The 17,079-nt window shown below is 71.2% G+C and carries 17 protein-coding genes; 7 read left to right on the top strand and 10 right to left on the bottom strand.

Annotated elements, in window-relative coordinates:
• The 4 genes from AB0M83_RS12910 to AB0M83_RS12925 form a co-directional block, all read right to left on the bottom strand.
• Nucleotides 1-1,201: AAA family ATPase (locus AB0M83_RS12910; protein WP_364516412.1), on the bottom strand; the 1,201-nt coding region annotated here is incomplete at its 3' end.
• Nucleotides 1,198-1,743: a flavin reductase family protein gene (locus tag AB0M83_RS12915; protein WP_364516414.1), complete on the bottom strand. Its 546-nt coding sequence runs from the start codon at nucleotides 1,741-1,743 to the stop codon at nucleotides 1,198-1,200. The genes AB0M83_RS12915 and AB0M83_RS12910, both read right to left, overlap by 4 nt.
• Before the next feature lie 75 nt (nucleotides 1,744-1,818).
• The gene (locus AB0M83_RS12920) at nucleotides 1,819-4,848 is read right to left on the bottom strand and encodes a BTAD domain-containing putative transcriptional regulator (RefSeq protein ID WP_364516416.1); all 3,030 of its coding nucleotides are present in this window, start codon (nucleotides 4,846-4,848) and stop codon (nucleotides 1,819-1,821) included.
• A gap of 105 nt (nucleotides 4,849-4,953) precedes the next feature.
• Nucleotides 4,954-5,706 (bottom strand): FAD synthetase family protein, encoded by a 753-nt coding sequence (locus tag AB0M83_RS12925; protein ID WP_364516418.1) that lies wholly within the window; start codon nucleotides 5,704-5,706, stop codon nucleotides 4,954-4,956.
• A 183-nt stretch (nucleotides 5,707-5,889) separates the two neighbouring features.
• Between AB0M83_RS12925 and AB0M83_RS12930 the strand changes: the two genes are divergently transcribed.
• The 4 genes from AB0M83_RS12930 to AB0M83_RS12945 are packed head-to-tail and all read left to right on the top strand — an operon-like array spanning nucleotide 5,890 to nucleotide 8,561.
• On the top strand, nucleotides 5,890-6,678 hold the full coding sequence (locus tag AB0M83_RS12930) for an SDR family oxidoreductase (protein WP_364516420.1): 789 nt from the start codon (nucleotides 5,890-5,892) through the stop codon (nucleotides 6,676-6,678).
• Complete coding sequence (locus tag AB0M83_RS12935) at nucleotides 6,678-6,884, top strand: tautomerase family protein (protein WP_364516422.1); 207 nt, start codon at nucleotides 6,678-6,680, stop codon at nucleotides 6,882-6,884. The genes AB0M83_RS12930 and AB0M83_RS12935 overlap by 1 nt, the downstream gene beginning before the upstream one ends.
• Entirely contained in the window at nucleotides 6,881-7,939 is a 1,059-nt protein-coding gene (locus tag AB0M83_RS12940) for a maleylacetate reductase (RefSeq protein WP_364516424.1), read from the top strand. The genes AB0M83_RS12935 and AB0M83_RS12940 overlap by 4 nt, the downstream gene beginning before the upstream one ends.
• A gap of 13 nt (nucleotides 7,940-7,952) precedes the next feature.
• A complete protein-coding gene (locus AB0M83_RS12945; RefSeq protein WP_364516426.1) occupies nucleotides 7,953-8,561 on the top strand; it encodes a YetF domain-containing protein in 609 nt (202 codons plus the stop codon).
• Here AB0M83_RS12945 and AB0M83_RS12950 read toward each other — a convergent pair.
• The 4 genes from AB0M83_RS12950 to AB0M83_RS12965 form a co-directional block, all read right to left on the bottom strand.
• Entirely contained in the window at nucleotides 8,533-8,991 is a 459-nt protein-coding gene (locus AB0M83_RS12950; protein ID WP_364516428.1) for a carboxymuconolactone decarboxylase family protein, read from the bottom strand. The two genes, AB0M83_RS12945 and AB0M83_RS12950, sit on opposite strands and share 29 nt — an antisense overlap.
• 23 nt (nucleotides 8,992-9,014) lie before the next feature.
• Nucleotides 9,015-9,491: a cupin domain-containing protein gene (locus tag AB0M83_RS12955; RefSeq protein ID WP_364516430.1), complete on the bottom strand. Its 477-nt coding sequence runs from the start codon at nucleotides 9,489-9,491 to the stop codon at nucleotides 9,015-9,017.
• A gap of 112 nt (nucleotides 9,492-9,603) precedes the next feature.
• The gene (gene sigJ / locus AB0M83_RS12960; protein ID WP_364516432.1) at nucleotides 9,604-10,494 is read right to left on the bottom strand and encodes an RNA polymerase sigma factor SigJ; all 891 of its coding nucleotides are present in this window, start codon (nucleotides 10,492-10,494) and stop codon (nucleotides 9,604-9,606) included.
• 112 nt (nucleotides 10,495-10,606) lie between these two features.
• Nucleotides 10,607-11,245, bottom strand: a complete 639-nt coding sequence (locus AB0M83_RS12965; RefSeq protein ID WP_364516434.1) for an HD domain-containing protein — start codon at nucleotides 11,243-11,245, stop codon at nucleotides 10,607-10,609.
• An 86-nt stretch (nucleotides 11,246-11,331) separates the two neighbouring features.
• On the opposite strand from AB0M83_RS12965, the gene AB0M83_RS12970 reads away from it, so the two are divergent.
• On the top strand, nucleotides 11,332-12,288 hold the full coding sequence (locus tag AB0M83_RS12970) for a DJ-1/PfpI family protein (protein WP_364516436.1): 957 nt from the start codon (nucleotides 11,332-11,334) through the stop codon (nucleotides 12,286-12,288).
• On the opposite strand, the gene AB0M83_RS12975 is transcribed toward AB0M83_RS12970, so the two are convergent.
• Nucleotides 12,285-12,875, bottom strand: coding sequence for a TetR/AcrR family transcriptional regulator (locus AB0M83_RS12975; RefSeq protein WP_364516438.1), 591 nt, complete (start codon nucleotides 12,873-12,875; stop codon nucleotides 12,285-12,287). The two genes, AB0M83_RS12970 and AB0M83_RS12975, sit on opposite strands and share 4 nt — an antisense overlap.
• A 38-nt stretch (nucleotides 12,876-12,913) precedes the next feature.
• Between AB0M83_RS12975 and AB0M83_RS12980 the strand changes: the two genes are divergently transcribed.
• Nucleotides 12,914-13,765, top strand: coding sequence for an SDR family NAD(P)-dependent oxidoreductase (locus AB0M83_RS12980; protein WP_364516440.1), 852 nt, complete (start codon nucleotides 12,914-12,916; stop codon nucleotides 13,763-13,765).
• A gap of 299 nt (nucleotides 13,766-14,064) precedes the next feature.
• Here AB0M83_RS12980 and AB0M83_RS12985 read toward each other — a convergent pair whose 3' ends face one another.
• Nucleotides 14,065-14,841: an Ltp family lipoprotein gene (locus AB0M83_RS12985; RefSeq protein ID WP_364516442.1), complete on the bottom strand. Its 777-nt coding sequence runs from the start codon at nucleotides 14,839-14,841 to the stop codon at nucleotides 14,065-14,067.
• A gap of 1,133 nt (nucleotides 14,842-15,974) precedes the next feature.
• Between AB0M83_RS12985 and AB0M83_RS12990 the strand changes: the two genes are divergently transcribed.
• Complete coding sequence (locus AB0M83_RS12990) at nucleotides 15,975-16,622, top strand: recombinase family protein (RefSeq protein WP_364516688.1); 648 nt, start codon at nucleotides 15,975-15,977, stop codon at nucleotides 16,620-16,622.
• Nucleotides 16,623-17,079: the final 457 nt, after the last annotated feature.

The following is a 17,079-nucleotide window of genomic DNA, read 5'->3' on the forward strand; positions in this document are numbered from 1 at the left end:
CGTGCGCGTCGGCCGGCGCCGCCGGCAGCTCGTCGAGCCGCGCGAGCAGCGTGCGCGGGTGCGCTGCCGGCCACGTCTCGAGGGCGGTCCGGGCGGCGACGCCGGGCAGCCCGGCCAGCCGGGCGTGCTCGTAGGCGGCGTCCGGATCGCCTTCCCGCCGCAGGCGTTCCGCCGCGCGGGCGTGCAGCACCGCGACGGCCTCGGGGTGTTCGGCCGTCAACACCGATCCCAGCACGGCCCGCAGCACCGGGTGGCACCGCAGCCCCGCTCCGGTCCGCCGCACCAGCAGCGAGGACGCGGCCAACGCGGCCAGCGTCTCCCCCACCGCCGGCAGCGCCGTCACCTCCGCGCACCGCTCGGGGGTCAGCTCGGCCAGGACGCTGCTGTGGAGCAGCAGCCGGCGTTGGCGTGAGGTGACGCGTTCGAGCACCTCGGCGCGGAAGAACTCCTCCACCGCCGGAACGGGGTACGGCAGGCGCGCGCCGGGCGGCCGGCTCCGCAGGGCCATGCCGGCCAGCCGCAGACCGGTCGCCCAGCCCGCGTACCCGCGCCACACCGCGGCAGCCTCCGCCCCGTCGACCGGCCGCCCGGCCGTGGCCGACAGAAGTTGCCGGGTCTCCGCCAGGTCGAACCGCAGGTCGTCCTCGGTGAACTCGGCGAGCCGGCCGGCCGCGCGCAGGGCAGCGACCGGCCCGCTCGGCGGGCGGGCCGTCGCCAGCACCACCCGGACCGCGTCGGGGGCCCGGCGGACGAACTCGTCCAACGCGGCCCTGGTCACCGGGTGCTCGACGACGTCCAGCCCGTCGAGCACGAGGACCAGCGGCCCGGCCGGACCCAGCGCGTTGAGCAGCTCGGGGATGATCTCGGTGAGCAGCGCCTGCTCGTCGTCGAGCAGGGCCGCCGGGGGCGCCGGAACGCCGGCGCAGCAGGGCCGCAGCGCTTCGAGCACCGCGGACCACACTCCCGCCGGGGTGTCGTCGTGCCGGCTCAGGCTCACCCAGGCGCACTTCCGGGAGGCGACCCACTGCGCCAGCAGCACGGTCTTCCCGGCGCCTCGCGGCGCGGCCACCAGGACCACCGGTTCGCCGGCCGCGTCCAGCCGGGCCAGCAGCCGCGTGCGGCGCACGTCGTCCGGGTGCGGGGCGGGGGGCCGCAGCCGGGTCCGGACGACGACGGCCGGACGCGTCCGGGGTGCGGTCACATCGCCGACGCGAAGTGCCAGCCGCCGGCGGCCGCCGGGTCGTGGAGAGTGCCGAAAGCGCTGGCGAAGTACACCAGCGGAGTCGTGCCCGGCACGTGGTCACACCTCAGCACGTCGCCGACCACGATGGTGTGGTCCCCGCCCGGCAAGGTGTCCGCGACGGCGCAGACGAAGTGCGCGATCGCGCCGGCCAGCACCGGGACGTCGCTGTCGGGCCGCAACTCGACGCCGGCGAACTTGTCCTTCCGGCGCGTCGCGAACCGCTTCGCGAGGTGCTCGTGGTCTTCGCCGAGGACGTTGACGGCGAAGTACCCCGACTCGCGGATCGCCTGGCAGGTCGGGAGGTTCGACCCGATGCACACCAGCAGCTGCAGCGGGTCCATCGACAGCGAGGCGACCGCGCTCGCGGTCATCCCGGCGGGCCCGTCCACGGTGCGCGTGGTGATCACGGCGACCCCGGTGCTGAACCGGGAAATGGCCTGGCGGAACCGGAAGACCCCGTCGTCGGTGTCGGGCACGGCGAGCTGCTTCGCGCTGTCCATTGCTACCTCCGTGGGAGCACGCGGGTGACGTTGGCCGCCACCACCGTGCCACCGGCCCCGTTACCGACCGGGAAATCAGCTCCGCAACCGGGTGACCAGGCGGTGGACCTCCGCTGACGGGGGCACGGCCAGTTCGTGCATGGTCGCCGCGTAACGCTGGTACAGCGCGAGCACGTCGTCGTCATTGCCGCTGGCCTGGGCCAGGGTGATCCGCAGCAACCAGGCCTGCTCGCGGTACGGGTCGAGGCGCAGCACCGTGTCCGCGTTGGCGACCGCCTCGCGGTACCGGCCCAGCCGGAACGCGACTTTGGCGACGTCCAGCCGGGCCCGCAGGACGCGCTCGTCGATTTCGGCGCGCCGCGCCTCCACCCACGCTCCGGACAGGTCGGCGAGGTACCTGCCTCGCTCGGTCGCGGCCAGCGCTTGGGTCAGCGTGTCCAGCTTGGCTTCTCCGTCCTGGTGATCGGCCTGCGTGAAGGCCTCCATGACCTCCGCCGCGCTGCTGCCGACCAGGTCGGGCCCCGGCAGGTGGAACCGGTCTTTCCGCAGGACGGGCGCCAGCTCCTCCGGCAGCACCTCGCGCAGGCGGTACAGCGCCTGCCGCAGGTAGCTGCGTCCGGCCGCTTCGTTGTCCGAGTCGAACAGCGCGCCGAGCAGCTCCTGCCGGCCGGCCTCGCGGCCGGGGGTGGCGAGGAGGTAAGCGAGCAGCTCGACGCTCTTGCGCAGCCGGGGCGTCACCGTCGCGCCGTCCACCCGCAGCTCCGGCTCGCCCAGGTCCTCGAGCACCAGCCTCGGCGCCCGGCCGGCCGCGGTGATCCGGCGGCCGTTCGCGAGCGACGCGGTCAGCTCGTGCCAGCGCGACAGCCGGTTCGGTTCGGTGTCCGCGCCCCGCACGGCCACGGCGGGCACGTCCGCCAGCGCGGTGAGCAGCAGGTGCACCGAACCCCGCTCCTCCGCCACCCTGATCGCCAACGCCGCGGATTCGTCGGAATCGTCCTCCTCCCCCAGCCGCCATTGGACTTCGGCCAGGTAGCACGCCGCCGTCGGGATCTCGAGCACGCGGTCGGCGGCGAGCATGCTCCGCAGGCACTGGTCGAGGACGTCACGGGCCTCGGCGTCGCGGTGGCGCAGCAGGAACGCGAGCCCCCGCCAGAGAGAGGTCAGCTCGCGGGTGAACGCGTGCGTGCCCGCACCGCTCGCCTCCGCTTCGTCCAGCGCGCGGTGCGCGGCGTCCGGGTCCTGGTGCAGGCGCAAGCACAGCTTGGCCTCCATCACGTGCAGCCACACCCGGTAGATCTGCGACCCGGTGGCCGGCACGAGTTCGTGCCCGCGCCGCAGGGCCTGCCACGCGTCCTCGGCGCGACGGAGGTCGATCATGAGCTCCACGGCGTCAAGGGCGTGCAGCCACAGCGGCTGAGGTGCGTCGCGGTGCGCCTCGTAGCGGGCCAGCGCCTGGTCGATCCGCCCCGTCGCGCGGAGCCCGGCGATGACCCAGGGGGCGCCGAGAACGCTGCGCCAGGGACCGTGGGTGCCGGGATCGTCCAGACCGGCCAGCCGCCCGCGCATGAAGGCCAGCCGCATGAGCATCCCGTCGAGCGGTCCCGAGGGGGTGGTCGCGAAGGCGGGGAACGGGGGCGGTGGGTCCTCGCGGCTCAGCGCCAGCACGGTGAGCGCGATGTCCCGGGCCCGCCCGGGCGGCAGCAGCTCGGACACGTGCCCGGCGTCGGCCGGGCGACCGGCGTGCCACAGGCACCACACCAGCAGCACCAGCGCCTCGCCGGAGCCGTTGTGCTCGTCGGCGGCCAGCTCGGGGAGCCAGTCGTGGCCGTGCCGGTCGTACAGTTCCACGCCGCGCCCGGCCTGTTCCAGGGCGAAGGCGACGCGCAGCACGATCCCGCCGATCCGCGGGCTGAGCGAGCGCTCGGACACCCGCAGTTCGTCGAGCCAGCGCGCCGCCGGGCCGAAGTCCATCCGTTCGATCAAGCGCGGCAGCAGCTCGGCCGCCAGCACCCACGCCTCGTCGGCGGCACCGACGCCGAGCAGGGCGTCCACGGCCTCCTCCTGCTCGCCCCGGCGGACCAGCAGCCGGGCGTGCCGCAGCCGGACCCGCTCCAGCTCGCCCGGCTCCTGCTCGGCGAGCAGGTCGCGCAGGTGGTCCCGCAGCTGGGGGCTGACGATCAGCGTCCGGTCGTCGGGCCAGGCGGCGGGCAGGTGCCGGTGGCGCAGCGCCGCCATGGTCCGGGGTGCGTCGTCGAGGCCGAGCGCGAGCGCGTCGTCGACGGTCACCTCGTCCAGGAGGCTGGTGTGCACCAGGAACCGGCGCTCCCGTTCGGACAGTCCGGAAAGGACGTGCGTGGAGAGGTAGTCGCGGAACCGGTGGGGCGCGTCGCCGACGGCGCCGTCGGCGAAGAGGATGCCCGCCGCCCAGCCGCCGGTGACGCGGATGGCCTCGGCCGCATCCGACGGCGGGCACCCGGCCAGGCGCAACGCTTCCGCGGCCTCGTCGAGGTCGAAGGCGAGGTCCGGGCCGGTGAGCTCGGCGATCCGGGCCAGGTCCCCGGTCGAACCGGTGTCCAGCGGCAGGGCGGTCCGGGACAGGAGGACGATCTCGACGTCCGCGGGTGCGTAGCGGGCCAGCGCGGACAGCACGGTGAGGGCCTCGTCGCTGCCGGCGATCCGCTCGGCGTTGTCGCAGACGAGCACGATTCCGGTGCCGTGCAGGCTTTCGGCGAGCAGTCCGGCCGCCTCGCCGATCAGGATGCCGGCGGCGAGCGCGTCGGTCGCCGCGCCCCGCGCTTCGGGGGCGTGCGGCGCGACCGCCGCCTCGATGTACAGCAGCAGCCGTCCCGCCGCCGCTTCAGTACCGTCGAGCGACAGCCAGGCCACCGGCCGGTCGAGGTCCTCGAGCGCCATGGCGACGGCGGTGGTCTTGCCCGAGCCGGCCGCCGCGTACACCGCGAGGACGTTCGCTCGCCCGAGCAGGGCGCGGATGCGGCCGGTCAGCCGGTCCCGCCGGACCAGCCGGTCACCGACGGCCGGCGGCGCCAGCTTCCGCCGGATGATGGTCCGGGCACCCGGCGGCACGCCGGGTTCGGCAGGTGCCACGCAACGCACCTCCCATCGCATCCGGCTCGTCCGCACTGCAGTGTCTCCCGAGCACCACAGGCGGGCAATGCGGGATTTCGCGCGGATTAACAGGCCTGGTTCACCTCAGCTCCGGTGCAGGAAGGCCACCTCGACCGGGCCTGCCGCCCGCCGCCGCGCCAGTTCGACGACACCGGAGCCGAGCACGGTCACGGGGGCCGCCACGCCGTCGACGACCGCCGTGTACCGGCCCGGGCGGGGAATCGCCAGAGCCGGATCGAGCACCAGGCGGTCGTCGCCGAGCGCGTGGACGGGCAGCGCGTGCGGCCGGCCGAGCAGCCGCGCGGCCCGCTCGACGTCACCGGCGGCGACGAGATCCCGGATCCGGGACGAGGACACGACGTCCTCCCCGACGGTCACCATCTCCGCGACGGTGGTGGCGAACCGCCGGTCCGCCCGCAGCATCTGCGCGTCGCCCCCGCCGCGCGCGCCGAACCGGAAGTTCGCCCCGACCGCCACCCGGACCGCGCCGAGCCGGCCGACCAGCACATCGTCGACGAACGTGGCCGCGTCCAGCGCCGCCCACTCGCGGTCGAACGGGATGACCACGACTTCCCGCACGCCGAGCGCGGCGAGTCTCCGCCGCTTGCCGGCCACGTCGGTCAGCAGCCGGGGGCCGCCGCCGGGGCGCACCACCGAGCGCGGGTGCGGGTCGAAGGTCAGCACCGTCCCGCAGTCGGCGACCACCCGCGCGTGACCCAGGTGGACACCGTCGAAAGTGCCGACCGCGACCGCGCGGCGGCCCGGCCGCACCTGCCGGACGTCGACGAGGCGGGCGGGTGCGCTGTCCGGGATCCGGAGAACTCCGGGACTTTCCATGGTTCCTCCCCGTTCCGGGCTCGAAGCCGCCGATCGTGCCCCGCCCCGTGTTAGCGGCGCGAGAGCCGCCCGGCTCGTCGGCGGGCACGGTGTGAACGGCCCTGTTAGGACGGTTTGTCAGCGCGGGCCGGCTCGCGGTGCAGTGGAGGCCGAACTGCCGGGGACGAGCCGAAGGAGACCCGAATGGTGGCACGCACGGAGCAGGCGGAGCGGCGCACGGCGCTGGTAACCGGGGCCAGCCGCGGGATCGGGCACGCCGTGGCGCGGTACCTGGCCGAGCAGGGCGTCGCGGTCGCGCTGCTGGCCCGCGACGAGACCGCTGTCAAGGACGCCGCGGGCCGGCTGGGCGGGGAAACGCTGGCCGTGCCCGCGGACGTGCGCGACGGAGAGTCCGTCGACGCCGCCGTCGGTCAGGCGTACGCCTGGCACGGCCGGCTCGACATCGTCGTCAACTGCGCCGGCCCCCAGATCGCGGCGGCACCGCTCACCGACACCGAGCACGGCGTGCTCGGGGACGCGCTCGACACGAAGCTGCGCGGCTTCGTCCGCGTCGCGAAAGCCGCGCTGCCCAAGATGATCGGGGGCGCGATCGTCAACGTCGCGGGAGCCACCGCGCACGCGCCGGTCCCGGGGGCCGCGGTCACCGGGATCACCAACGCGGCGGTCGTGGCCTTGACGAGCTACCTGGCGGCCGAAGCCGCGCCGCGCGGCGTCCGGGTCAACGCGGTGTCGCCGGGGATGACGCTGACCGAAGGCTGGCTCGCCCGCCACCAGGCGATGGCCGGCAAGCAGGGCCTGACGGCCGACGCCGTGCGCGCGACCATGGCCGACGCGCTCGGGATCCACCTGGGCCGCTGGGCGTACCCGGACGAGATCGCCGCCGCGGTCGCGTTCCTCGCCTCCGACGACGCGTCGTACGTCACCGGACAGGTACTGCGCGTCGACGGCGGCCTGACGAAGCCGGTGGCCTGATGCCGTTCATCCAGATCACCATCGCCCAGGGACACGACCGGTCCGTGAAGCGCGGCCTGCTGGCCGCGGTGTCCGCGGCCGCCGCCGAGGCCACCGGAACGCCGGAGAGCGCCTTCCGGGTCTGGCTCGTCGAGGTGCCCGACACCGAGGTCATGGTCGGGGGCACGATCCTGCACGACAGCCGCCACCCGGGAGCCACGCCGTGACGGCCGGGTTCGAGTACGTCGGCCTGCCCTACCGCATCCTCTTCGGCCGGGGGCTGCTGGAAGAGGTCGGCGCCGAAGTCGCCCGGCTGCGTCGGTCGCGGGTACTGCTGCTGAGTGCCGGCGATCTCGTGGAACCGGGTGACCGGGTCGAAAAGCTGCTCGGGCCGTTGTGCGTCGCCCGGTTCGACGGCGCTGCCCTGCACACCCCGGTCGGCGTGACCGAGGAGGCGATGGGGTACCTGCGGTCGAGCGCCGCCGACTGCGTGGTCGCGGTCGGCGGCGGCTCGACGACCGGGCTGTCGAAGGCGCTGGCCGCGCGGACCGGCGTCGACCAGGTCATCCTCCCGACCACCTACGCGGGTTCCGAGGTCACCCCGGTGCTCGGCGAGACCGCCGGCGGGAAGAAGACCACCCGGTCGTCGCCGTCGATCCTGCCCGAAACCGTGATCTACGACGTGGACCTGTCCATCGGGCTGCCCGTGCCGATCGCCGTGACCAGCGCGGTCAACGCGCTCGCCCACGCGGTGGAGGCACTGTATTCGGCCCAGGCCAACCCGATCGTCGACGGCTGGGCCGTCGACGCGATCTCCGGCATCGGAAACGGACTGCGCCGCCTCGCCGACGAGCCCACCGACCTCGAGGTGCGGTCGGATCTGCTCCGGGGAGCGTGGCTGGCCGGGATGTGCCTGGCCTCCGTGGGCATGGGCTTGCACCACAAGCTCTGCCACGTGCTCGGCGGCAGCTTCGGGCTGCCGCACGCGAGCACGCACACCGTGGTCCTCCCGCACGTGATGAGCTACAACGCACCGGCCGTGCCGGAAGTGATGGAGCGGATCGGCCGGGCGCTGGACGCGCTCGACGCGCCTTCGGGCGTGTTCGACCTGATCGAGCGGGTGGACGGTCCGACGAGCCTGCGCGCGCTCGGCCTCGGCCTCGGCGATCTCGGCGAGGTGGCGGACCAGGTGACCGCCTCGCCGTACCCGAACCCGCAGCCGCCGACCCGGGAGGGAATCCTGGAACTGCTCACCGGAGCGTGGCACGGCGTTCGGCCGTGATGTGGAGGTGCCCGTGCTCACACTGGCCGAAATCCGGTCGATCACCCCGGGAGGGGCGCTCGCGGTCGCGCTCACGACGGTCGTGATGTACGGGGTTTTCCTCGTGCTGGTGCGGGTCATGGGCCGGCGCAGCCTGACGGCGATGTCGGTCTACGACGCGGCCGCCGTCATGGCGTTCGGCGCGGTGCTCGGCCGGACCGCCCTCCTGAGCGTCCCGACGCCGGCCGGCGGTGTGGTCGCGATGGTGACTTTGTTCGTGCTGCAGCGGTTGTTCGCACTCGCGCGGAAGAGCCGCTGGTTCGGCCGGGCGCTGCGGCTGGAGCCGATTCTGCTCATGGAGGGTCCGCAGGTCCGCCACGGCGGCCTGCTGCACGTCCGGATCACCCCGGACGAACTGCGCCAGCACCTCCGGCTGGCCGGCATCACCCGCCTCGACGACGTCGCCTGGGTCGTCCTCGAGGCCGACGGCCGGGTGAGCGTGGCCCGGCGGGATTCCGCACCGGACCCCTTCCTGGTCGAAGACCTCGCCGGCTACGGCGAGCGGAAGCCCTCCGGACAGCCCGGGTCCCCGGGCTGTCCGGAAGCGGGGGACGTCAGCCCGCGACGTGGTACCGGCTGGTGATGGCCACGCGGTTGAACGCGTTGATCACCGTGGTGAGCCACGCGACAGCCGAAATCTGCTCCGCGGTGAGCACCGACGCGGCGGCGGCGTAGTCCTCGTCGCCGACGTGCCCGTCCGCCACCCGGGTGATGGCCTCGGTCAACCGCAGCGCCGCCCGGTCGGTGTCGGAGAAGTAGCCCGTTTCCTCCCAGGCGGGCAGCACGGCGATGCGGTCGGGGTTTTCTCCCTTCTTGAGGGCGTCACCGGTGTGCATCCGCAGGCAGAACGCGCAGCCGTTGAGCTGGGAGGCGCGGATCCGCACCAGCTCGACCAGGAGCGGGTCGAGACCCGCCGCGGCGGCGGCCTTCTCCGCTTCCATGGAAAGGCCGATGAGTGCCTTGTAGGCAGCCGGGTGCTGTTTGTCGATGCTCACGCGTGGGGTGTTCGTCATCACTTTCTCCGATTTCTTGGATATCACTGGTGGGCGTCGTCGACCTTGAGCTCGGCTCCGTTGTCGGCGACGAAGACGACCAGCAGCCTGGCCTGTTCCGTTGCGCTCGGGTTTTCCGTGAGGACGTGGTGGGCGCCCGGCCGCTCGGTCCAGTTCTCCCCGGGGTGGAAAGTGCCGGCGGGTTTGTCGTCGACTTGGCTGCGCACAGTTCCTTCGAGGACGTAGGCGTAGACGAAAGCGCCGCCGTGCCGGTGCGGTGCCGCGTGCGCGCCGGGAGGGAAGGTGACGATCGCCGAGGTGAAGGTCTTTCCCTGCACGCCGGGAAGAGCCTGCTGGAGCAAGGGTTTCAGGGTCTCCGCGGGTGGCTGCGCCACCGGCGCGGTTGTCGGGGTCGTTGCCGAGGCGGGGTGGTCCGCGGCCGCGCAGGCCGTGACCGCGAACACCGCGGCGACGGCCAGGACACCGCCGGCGATCCGCAATCCGGCCCTGGTGTATTTCATGACTTTCCTCACCGGGAGGGGAAATGCGCGAACGGGCCTGCTCGCGAGCGTTCCCTCGGCTCCCTTTTTCGTTCTCGTCAGGGAGACGAGGTAGCTCCTCCGGGTGTGACAGTCAGAGGTGAGAAAGTTTGTCCGGGTTGATGACCCGGCGGTACGCGGTGATTCGGCCGTCGGTGATCTGCACCGTGTCGACGGAGTAAACGCGGCCCTGCCGGTAACAGACGAGGGAAAGCTCGCCGCCCACCTCGACGAGGTCGATGTGGTCCAGCTCCCATTGGCGGCTCACGCGCACCATCACCTCGGCGATGCGCTCGCCGCCGTGGATGAGCTTGCGGGCCGCCGAGACCTTGCCACCGCCGTCGGTGACGTAGACGGCGTCCGGGTCCAGCAGCCGGACCAGGCCGGCCAGGTCACCGGACTCGTAGGCGGCGCGGAAGGTCGCCAGCACCCGTTCGCGCTCCGCCTTCGGTGCCCGCGGAGCGGACTGCTTCGCCTTGGCCACCCGCCGCCGCGCCCGCGAGGCCAGCTGCCGGGCCGCGGGCACGGAGACGTCCAGCACTTCCGCGATCCGGCCGAACTCGAGCTCGAAGACGTCGTGCAGGACGAAGGCCACCCGCTCCGGCGGGGTCAGCTCCTCCATGACCAGCAGCATCGCGGCGCTGACGGACTCGTCGACGAGCACCGGCTCCGACGCGTCCGGTCCGGTCAGCAGCGGTTCCGGCAGCCAAGGCCCGACATAGGCCTCCCGGCGCACGCGAGCGCTCTTGAGGATGTCATAGGACCGGCGCGCGGCCACCGTGACCAGCCAGGCCCGCAGGTCGTCCACTTCGCGGAGATCGGAACCGCCCGCCCGCAGCCACACGTCCTGGGCCACGTCCTCGGCGTCGGCCACGCTTCCCAGCAGCCGGTACGCCACCCCGAAGACCGCGGGCCGATGCGTCTCCCATTCGGCACCGAGCCGGTCCGCCTGCCCGGCCTCCCGCGGCGCACGCTCGTCGACCACGCGACCGCGACCTCCTCCGGCTTGCCGGCTCGACGTACCTTTCCCCACTCGGATGCTTACCGGAAGATCTTTGGCCGAGCGAATCGGGGATGCGCGAGTCCTTTCCGGAGGGTCAGCTCGGCCACGGCGAGCCGGTGATGCGCTCGACCGTCGTCGTGCGCCGGAAGCCGGGAACGAAGTGTTCGAGGTAGTCGGAGTTCACGGTGCCGTTCGTGGTGTCCGGGCGGTTCTTCAACCCCTCGACGGTGGTCCGCAGGAACTCGTTCTTGAAGTCCCCTCGGGGGTGGGCGGCGAGGATTGCGGCCAGCCGTTCACGGTCCAGTTCGTCCAGGCCGAAGCCGAGCACGTCGGTCAGGACGCCGTAGTACGTGACCGCGATCTCCGGGGCCATCCGGCCGGGGATGCCCGGGGTGGTGTGCAGGGCGATCGCCGTCCAGACCGTCTCGGCGGCGGCGGCCGGGAAACCGCGGTCCATCAGGAACTTCCGCGCGTGGTCGGCGCCGTCGACTTCGAAGCGCTGCTCGGCTTCGGAGAACGGAACCCGGAGACCGGCATCGTGGAACATGGCCGCCACGTAGAGCAGCTCGGGATCCGGCTGCACACCGAGCCGGTCCGCGTGCAGCAGGCCGAAGAAGAACACCCGCCGCGAGTGGTGGTAGATGAGTGGGCTGGTCGTTTCCCGGATGTGCGAAGTCGCCTCGGCGACCGCCTGCGTATCCGGGATTTCCAGCTCTGCGATGACTTCTGACATGCTTCCATGCTGCTCGCCGATCCTTGTGCGGCGCTGCCTTCGTCCGGCCAGGAACGCCTCGAATCCGGACGTGCTACGAATGACCTGTGCCCGTTCACCGTGTCGCGTTCCTCGTCTACGACGGGGTGACCCTGCTGGACCTCGCGGGTCCCGCGGAAGTGTTCAAAGAGGCGAACCGGTTCGGCGCCGAGTACCGGGTCGTGCTGCTGTCACCCACCGGCGCGGACGTGACGTCGAGCCTCGGGGTCCGGATCGCGGTCGACGCCGCCGTTACGGCCGAACCGGCTCCGGGCACGTTCCTGGTGGCCGGCTCCGACGTCTATCCGCGCGCCCGGGTCCCGGGCGAACTCGCGGACGCCGCGCGGGTACCGGCCGCGGCGGCCGGCCGGGTCGCGTCGATCTGCACCGGGGCCTTCGTCCTCGCCGCCGCGGGCCTGCTCGACGGCAAACGCGCGACCACGCACTGGCAGGTCGCGCACGAACTCGCCACCAGGTGCCCGACCTGCCACGTGGAGCCGGACGCGATCTACGTCCGCGACGGCGTCACCTACACGTCGGCGGGCGTGACGGCCGGCATCGACCTGGCGCTCGCCCTGGTCGAGGAGGACCACGGCCCCAGCCTGGCACGTGACGTCGCCCGCGCCCTGGTCGTGTACATGCAGCGGGCGGGTGGCCAGTCCCAGTTCTCGGCGCCCCTGCGGGGGACACCACCCCGCTCGCCGGCGCTGCGCACGATCACCGACCTGGTGACGGCGGATCCCGGCGGAGACCACTCGCTCGGCGGGCTCGCCAAGCACCTCAACGTGAGCACCCGGCACCTCGCCCGGCTCTTCCACGACGAGCTGGCCACGACGCCGGCCCGCTACGTCGAGAACATCCGGTTCGACCTGGCCAGGGCCCTGCTCGACCAAGGACACACCGCGACACAAGCCGCGACCCTCGCCGGCTTCCCCGGTTACGAAAGCCTGCGGAGGGTCTTCGCCAAGAAGCTGTCGATCAGCCCGGCCGCCTATCAACGCCGGTTCGGCACAGCCCGTCGCTAACCGGCCAGCACCACGTCGATCATTGACCGCGCGGTGACTCGGAGCCGTTCCGGATCCTGGTAGACGCGTTCCATGACGACGATGCCGCGGGTCATGGTGACCAGCACCCGCGCCGCGTCGGCCGCGGGGAGCGCGAGCCGGGTGTCTTCAGCTGCCAGCCGATCGCGGACGAGCTGTTCCAGACCGTCGAGCAGGCGGCGCAACGCGGCGTTGATCCGTTCGCCGCCGGCCTTCGAGTCGATCGCCGTCTTGGTCGTCAGGCACCCGCGAGCGGGCTCGCCGGTGGTCATGGACGTGATGGTGAAGTCGAAGAACGCCCGCAGGGCGCGGCCGATGTCCGGATCGGCGAGCACGCGGGCCGCCTCGGCGAGGAAGTCGCGGGCGTAGTCCTCGAACACCTGCAGGAACAGGGTTTCCTTGTCCTGATAGGCGTTGTAGAGCGAGCCGCGCAGGACGCCCGAGGCGTTCGCGATGTCCTGGATGGACGTCGCGCCGTATCCCTTGGCCCAGAAGATATCCCTCGCCAGCTCGAGGGTGCGCCTCTCGTCGAACTGCCGCTTGCCCGCCACGGTCTCAGCGTAGCTCATCTTTGACAGCCTCATCAAAGATGAGCTACGTTCCATTCATGACAACCGTGTCAAAGATGAGCCTTCCCCCGCTCGACCTGCGGGAACGCCGCACCCTGATCACCGGGGCCGGCAGCGGCATCGGCCGTGCCCTGGCCCTGGAACTGGCGTCCCGGCGGGGCGCGCTGGCGCTCGCCGGACGCCGGGCCGAGCCACTGGCCGAAACGGCGGCGCTGGTCGCCGAGCGCGGCGGCACCGCGCACCCGATCACCGCCGACCTCACCGCCGACGGAGAGCCGGACCGCGTGGTCACGGAAGCGGCCGAGGCGCTCGGCGGCCTCGACGTCCTGATCAACAACGCGGGCAACGTCCGGGCGGCACCCCTCGAGGACATCGACGTGGCGGACATCCGGGCCATGGTCGCCCTCAACCTGCTGGCCCCCATCCTCACGGCCCGGGCAGCGCTACCGCACCTCCGCGCCGCGGGCGCGGCGCACGGAAACGCCGCCCTGGTCGGGATTTCCTCGGCCGCAGGCCTGGTCGGCACGCCGTTCTACGCGACGTACGCCGCCACGAAGGCCGGAGTCATGCGCTTCGACGAAGCCCTGCGGCGCGAGCTGTACGGCAGCGGCATCCACGTCGCCTCGGTCTACCCCGGCCCGGTCGACACGCCCATGATGGCCACGACCCGAGCCGGCGCGGACCTGGGCTACGGCCTGCGACCCGTCGACGAGGTGGTCGCGGAGATCGTGGCAGGGCTGGAGGAGCGCCGGATCGACATCAACACCCAGCTGCCCGAACGCCGGGCGATGCAGGAGCTCAACGCACGGGATCCGCTCGCCGTCGACGCCGCCCTCGCGCCCAAGCTCGCCGAACTCCGGGCGGCTGTCAGCACACACCGCAGCGTCTGAACCACAGATTCCTTTGCCCGTTTCGCATTTCCACGCGGTCATGGACGACAACATGGTCCACTTGTCGTCGCCGTTACCCGAGGTTTCCGCGAGGACCCCGCCCGCTACTTCCGGCTACGCACCAGGCGATGGTCAACGCGACGCGCCCCCATAGAAGACGCCGGCCGCGTTGCTGTAACGCCTTACCCGCTTCCCGGCGCGAGACGCTCGACTTCCCGTACTCGGCGACGATCGGCGACCAATTCCGCGACAGGTCGCATGGGTGAGGACATCCGTTACTCCCGCTGGTTGCGGCGGATCTACTTGCAGGCTGCAGTCTGGCCAGCCCCATAGGCGGCCTGGGCCTTCGTGAAGCCGTCACCCGCCGACGATGACAGCTGCTGCTTCAACCCCGAGCAAGAGAACGACGTGAAGCTCAAGTAGTTCTCCGCCGACTTGACCGCCTGCGCGTTCCAGTCCACCGACAGGCTGTCGACGGCCTGGGTTGCCACATCCTTGGGGAACCCGTCGCCGGCCGACGAGGACAGCTGCCGGATCAGGCCGTTGCGCGAGAACGCGGTGAAGCTCAGGTAGTTCTGGGCGGAGGCGCGGGCCTGCTCGACCTGCGGCGGGAACTTGGGTGCTTCGCTCGTGGTGGGTGCCGGCGGCTCGACCGGAGCAGTGGCCGCGGCCGAAGCGGCGGCGTCGTTCAGGTTGGGGCTGGTGGTCTGAATGTGGTCGGGCGCGGCGACCGAGCTGGTCGGGGCAGCGGCGGGCATCCCGTTGGCGGCGTCGTTGACCGCCTTGCCGAAGGCCGCGGTCCAGAGCACGCAGATGACCAGCCCGATCGCCGACAGCACGACGGCGGTGATGGCCAGCCCCTTGTTGCTCGCCTGGCCCTGGTTGGCGCGCAGCGTCCCGACGATGCCGAAGATCAGTCCGAGGATCGTCAGCGGCCACGCGACGATCCCGATGATCGGGATGAACGCGAAGATCAACCCGATCAGGCCGAGCACGAACCCGGCCGTGCCGAGGCCGTTCTTGGGCTGGTTCGCCACCGGCATCGGCACCGACGGCGGCATGGGGGCGTAAGACACGGGGCTGCCTCTTTCAGTCCAGCGGCGACGCAACGGAACGCGTCACGCTCTGTGGCAGACGTCGACATCCGCATCCCGCGCGTAACAGTGCCCGAAAGCCGCCTCCGGTCACGAAAAGGACTCAGCCGACGATGTTCACGATCATTTCCGCTGGTGACCGCAGTGAGCGACTGACTCCCCACCGTTACCTAGAGTAAGAAATTGAAACTTCAAGTTCACTCGTTCGGAGCAAGTGGAGACGTGGGACGACGTCGCCTCGAGCTGAGTTACGACATGAGCGTTCACTGTCACTGGCTGGCGGCGAGCCTGCGAGACGACGACCCGCCCTGCGCTGATCGGATGAACCGCTCAGAGCGCGCCGTCATGACCCAACGGCCGCGACATCCGTCCAGCGTGATCTCACCGCACCGCCCCGCGTTACGTGACCGCACAACCCGCCGACACGGCCGACCTGCTGGCGCAGTGGATGAAAAGCAAGAAGCCGACAACCACTACTGCCCGCCCCAACCACGGCAGTGGCTTGCGGTTCGCCTTCTACGGCCGGACCTCGACCACCCGCCATAAGACCGCGTCTCATCACCGGGCCGGCAACGCGACATGGCCGATGAGCTGGTCGGGGGCCACGGCCATGTCGTCGCCACCTACTTCGACGTCGGCACCTCACGCCGCGTCCCATGGCACCAGCGACCGCAGGCTGCCCAGCTCATGACCGAGACCTCCAGCCCGGAGTCCGAAATCGATGCGATCGTGGTCGGTGAATACGAACGCGCCTTCACCGGCACCCAGTTCGCCACCCTCTACAGCCGGTGCAGCCGCCACGGTATTCAGCTCTGGCTCCCCGAGACAGCCGGTCCGGTCGATTTAAGCAACCGCGATCACCGGGCACTGATGTCGCTGCTGGCCACGCAGTCACAGCGCGAAGTCCTCCGCGCCCGCCACCGGGTACTGGCGGCGATGCACAACAGGCCACCCAGCAAGGCCGCTACCTCGGCGGCCGACCACCCTACGGCTACCAACTCGTCGACGCCGGCCCCCACCCCAACCCCACCGACGCCCGCTGGGGCAGACGACTCCAACGCCTCGCACCCGACCCACGAACCGCGCCCCACGTCGCCTGGATCTTCCGGCAACGCCTGGCCGGGCAAAGCGTCGCCAGCATCGCCCGACACCTCAATGAGCGTGGCGTGCCCTGCCCATCGAGCGCCGACCCGGACCGCAACCGGCACCGCACCCGCGGAGCCTGGACGCTGCGCACGGTCGCCGTGATCCTGGCGAACCCGCGCTACACCGGCCGCCAGACCTGGAACCGCCGCACCACCGACACCAGCAGCCCAGCCTCAACGCCGGCCCTGTCAGCGAAGGCCGCCCATCTAGCGCTCGTCACCGAACAGGACTTCATCGACGCGCAGCAGATCCGAGCGGCGCGACCGGCCAGTGACGGCCGGGCTCGCTGGTTCGCCTTGGCCGGCCTGATTCACTGCGGTGTCTGCGACCGGCGGCTGGACTCGCATTGGAACCACGGACGTGCGACCTACCGCTGCCGTCACGGCTACAACAGCACTCAGTGCGCGGGCCAGTCGCGGCCGAAGACGCTCTATGTCCACGAAGACGAGCTCGTCGACCAGGTACACTCCCGGCTCGGCGACCAAGTAGACGGCAGCGCCAAGCTGAAGCCTGACCAGACACGAAGTAAACGCATCGCCACAGCGCTAAGAGACTCAGGGCAGTTCATCGTCTACGACAGCGCCGGATGGCGACTGCAGGAGATCGATTCGAGCTAGGATCGCCCCGATTTCAAGATCGCGTTTCGCGATCCGTGGGGTAATACTGTGTCCGAGGACGATCTTGCTCACTATCCACACGTCTTAGCACTTGAGAAGTTTCCCAGCTAACAATCTTAATTATAATTCCAATTTCCGCCTCGTTGGCAGCGCTCATGATGGAACACAATGCAGTGACAAGCGGGCGCAAACTGAGATATCGGGAAGTCATCTGATTATGCGGAGGAGATCACCACTGAACCTGGACGGATAGAAGCGAGAACCACCCCCGCTGTGACTACTTCGCCCTTAACTCGGTGCAATCACGAAGCGCGAACAGGTCCCCTGTTACTATTCTGCGCGAGCATTCATCGACCCCACTCACGAGCAACCACTAAACTCAGAAGCGAGCATCAAAAATCATAGATTGCGAACCAAATCATTCGATCAATTAAGCTTCGCAGAACGGCCACACTGA

This window comes from Amycolatopsis sp. NPDC051106 (assembly GCF_040682775.1).
Taxonomy (GTDB): domain Bacteria; phylum Actinomycetota; class Actinomycetes; order Mycobacteriales; family Pseudonocardiaceae; genus Amycolatopsis.

What these genes read in the sequence shown, in the direction of transcription:
- AB0M83_RS12975 (WP_364516438.1), bottom strand. Translation starts at nt 12,875, where the DNA reads ATGAGCTACGCTGAGACCGTGGCGGGCAAGCGGCAGTTCGACGAGAGG.
- AB0M83_RS12950 (WP_364516428.1), bottom strand. Translation starts at nt 8,991, where the DNA reads ATGACGAACACCCCACGCGTGAGCATCGACAAACAGCACCCGGCTGCC.
- AB0M83_RS12965 (WP_364516434.1), bottom strand. Translation starts at nt 11,245, where the DNA reads ATGTCAGAAGTCATCGCAGAGCTGGAAATCCCGGATACGCAGGCGGTC.
- AB0M83_RS12935 (WP_364516422.1), top strand. Translation starts at nt 6,678, where the DNA reads ATGCCGTTCATCCAGATCACCATCGCCCAGGGACACGACCGGTCCGTG.
- AB0M83_RS12980 (WP_364516440.1), top strand. Translation starts at nt 12,914, where the DNA reads ATGACAACCGTGTCAAAGATGAGCCTTCCCCCGCTCGACCTGCGGGAA.
- AB0M83_RS12915 (WP_364516414.1), bottom strand. Translation starts at nt 1,743, where the DNA reads ATGGACAGCGCGAAGCAGCTCGCCGTGCCCGACACCGACGACGGGGTC.
- AB0M83_RS12930 (WP_364516420.1), top strand. Translation starts at nt 5,890, where the DNA reads ATGGTGGCACGCACGGAGCAGGCGGAGCGGCGCACGGCGCTGGTAACC.
- AB0M83_RS12955 (WP_364516430.1), bottom strand. Translation starts at nt 9,491, where the DNA reads ATGAAATACACCAGGGCCGGATTGCGGATCGCCGGCGGTGTCCTGGCC.
- AB0M83_RS12925 (WP_364516418.1), bottom strand. Translation starts at nt 5,706, where the DNA reads ATGGAAAGTCCCGGAGTTCTCCGGATCCCGGACAGCGCACCCGCCCGC.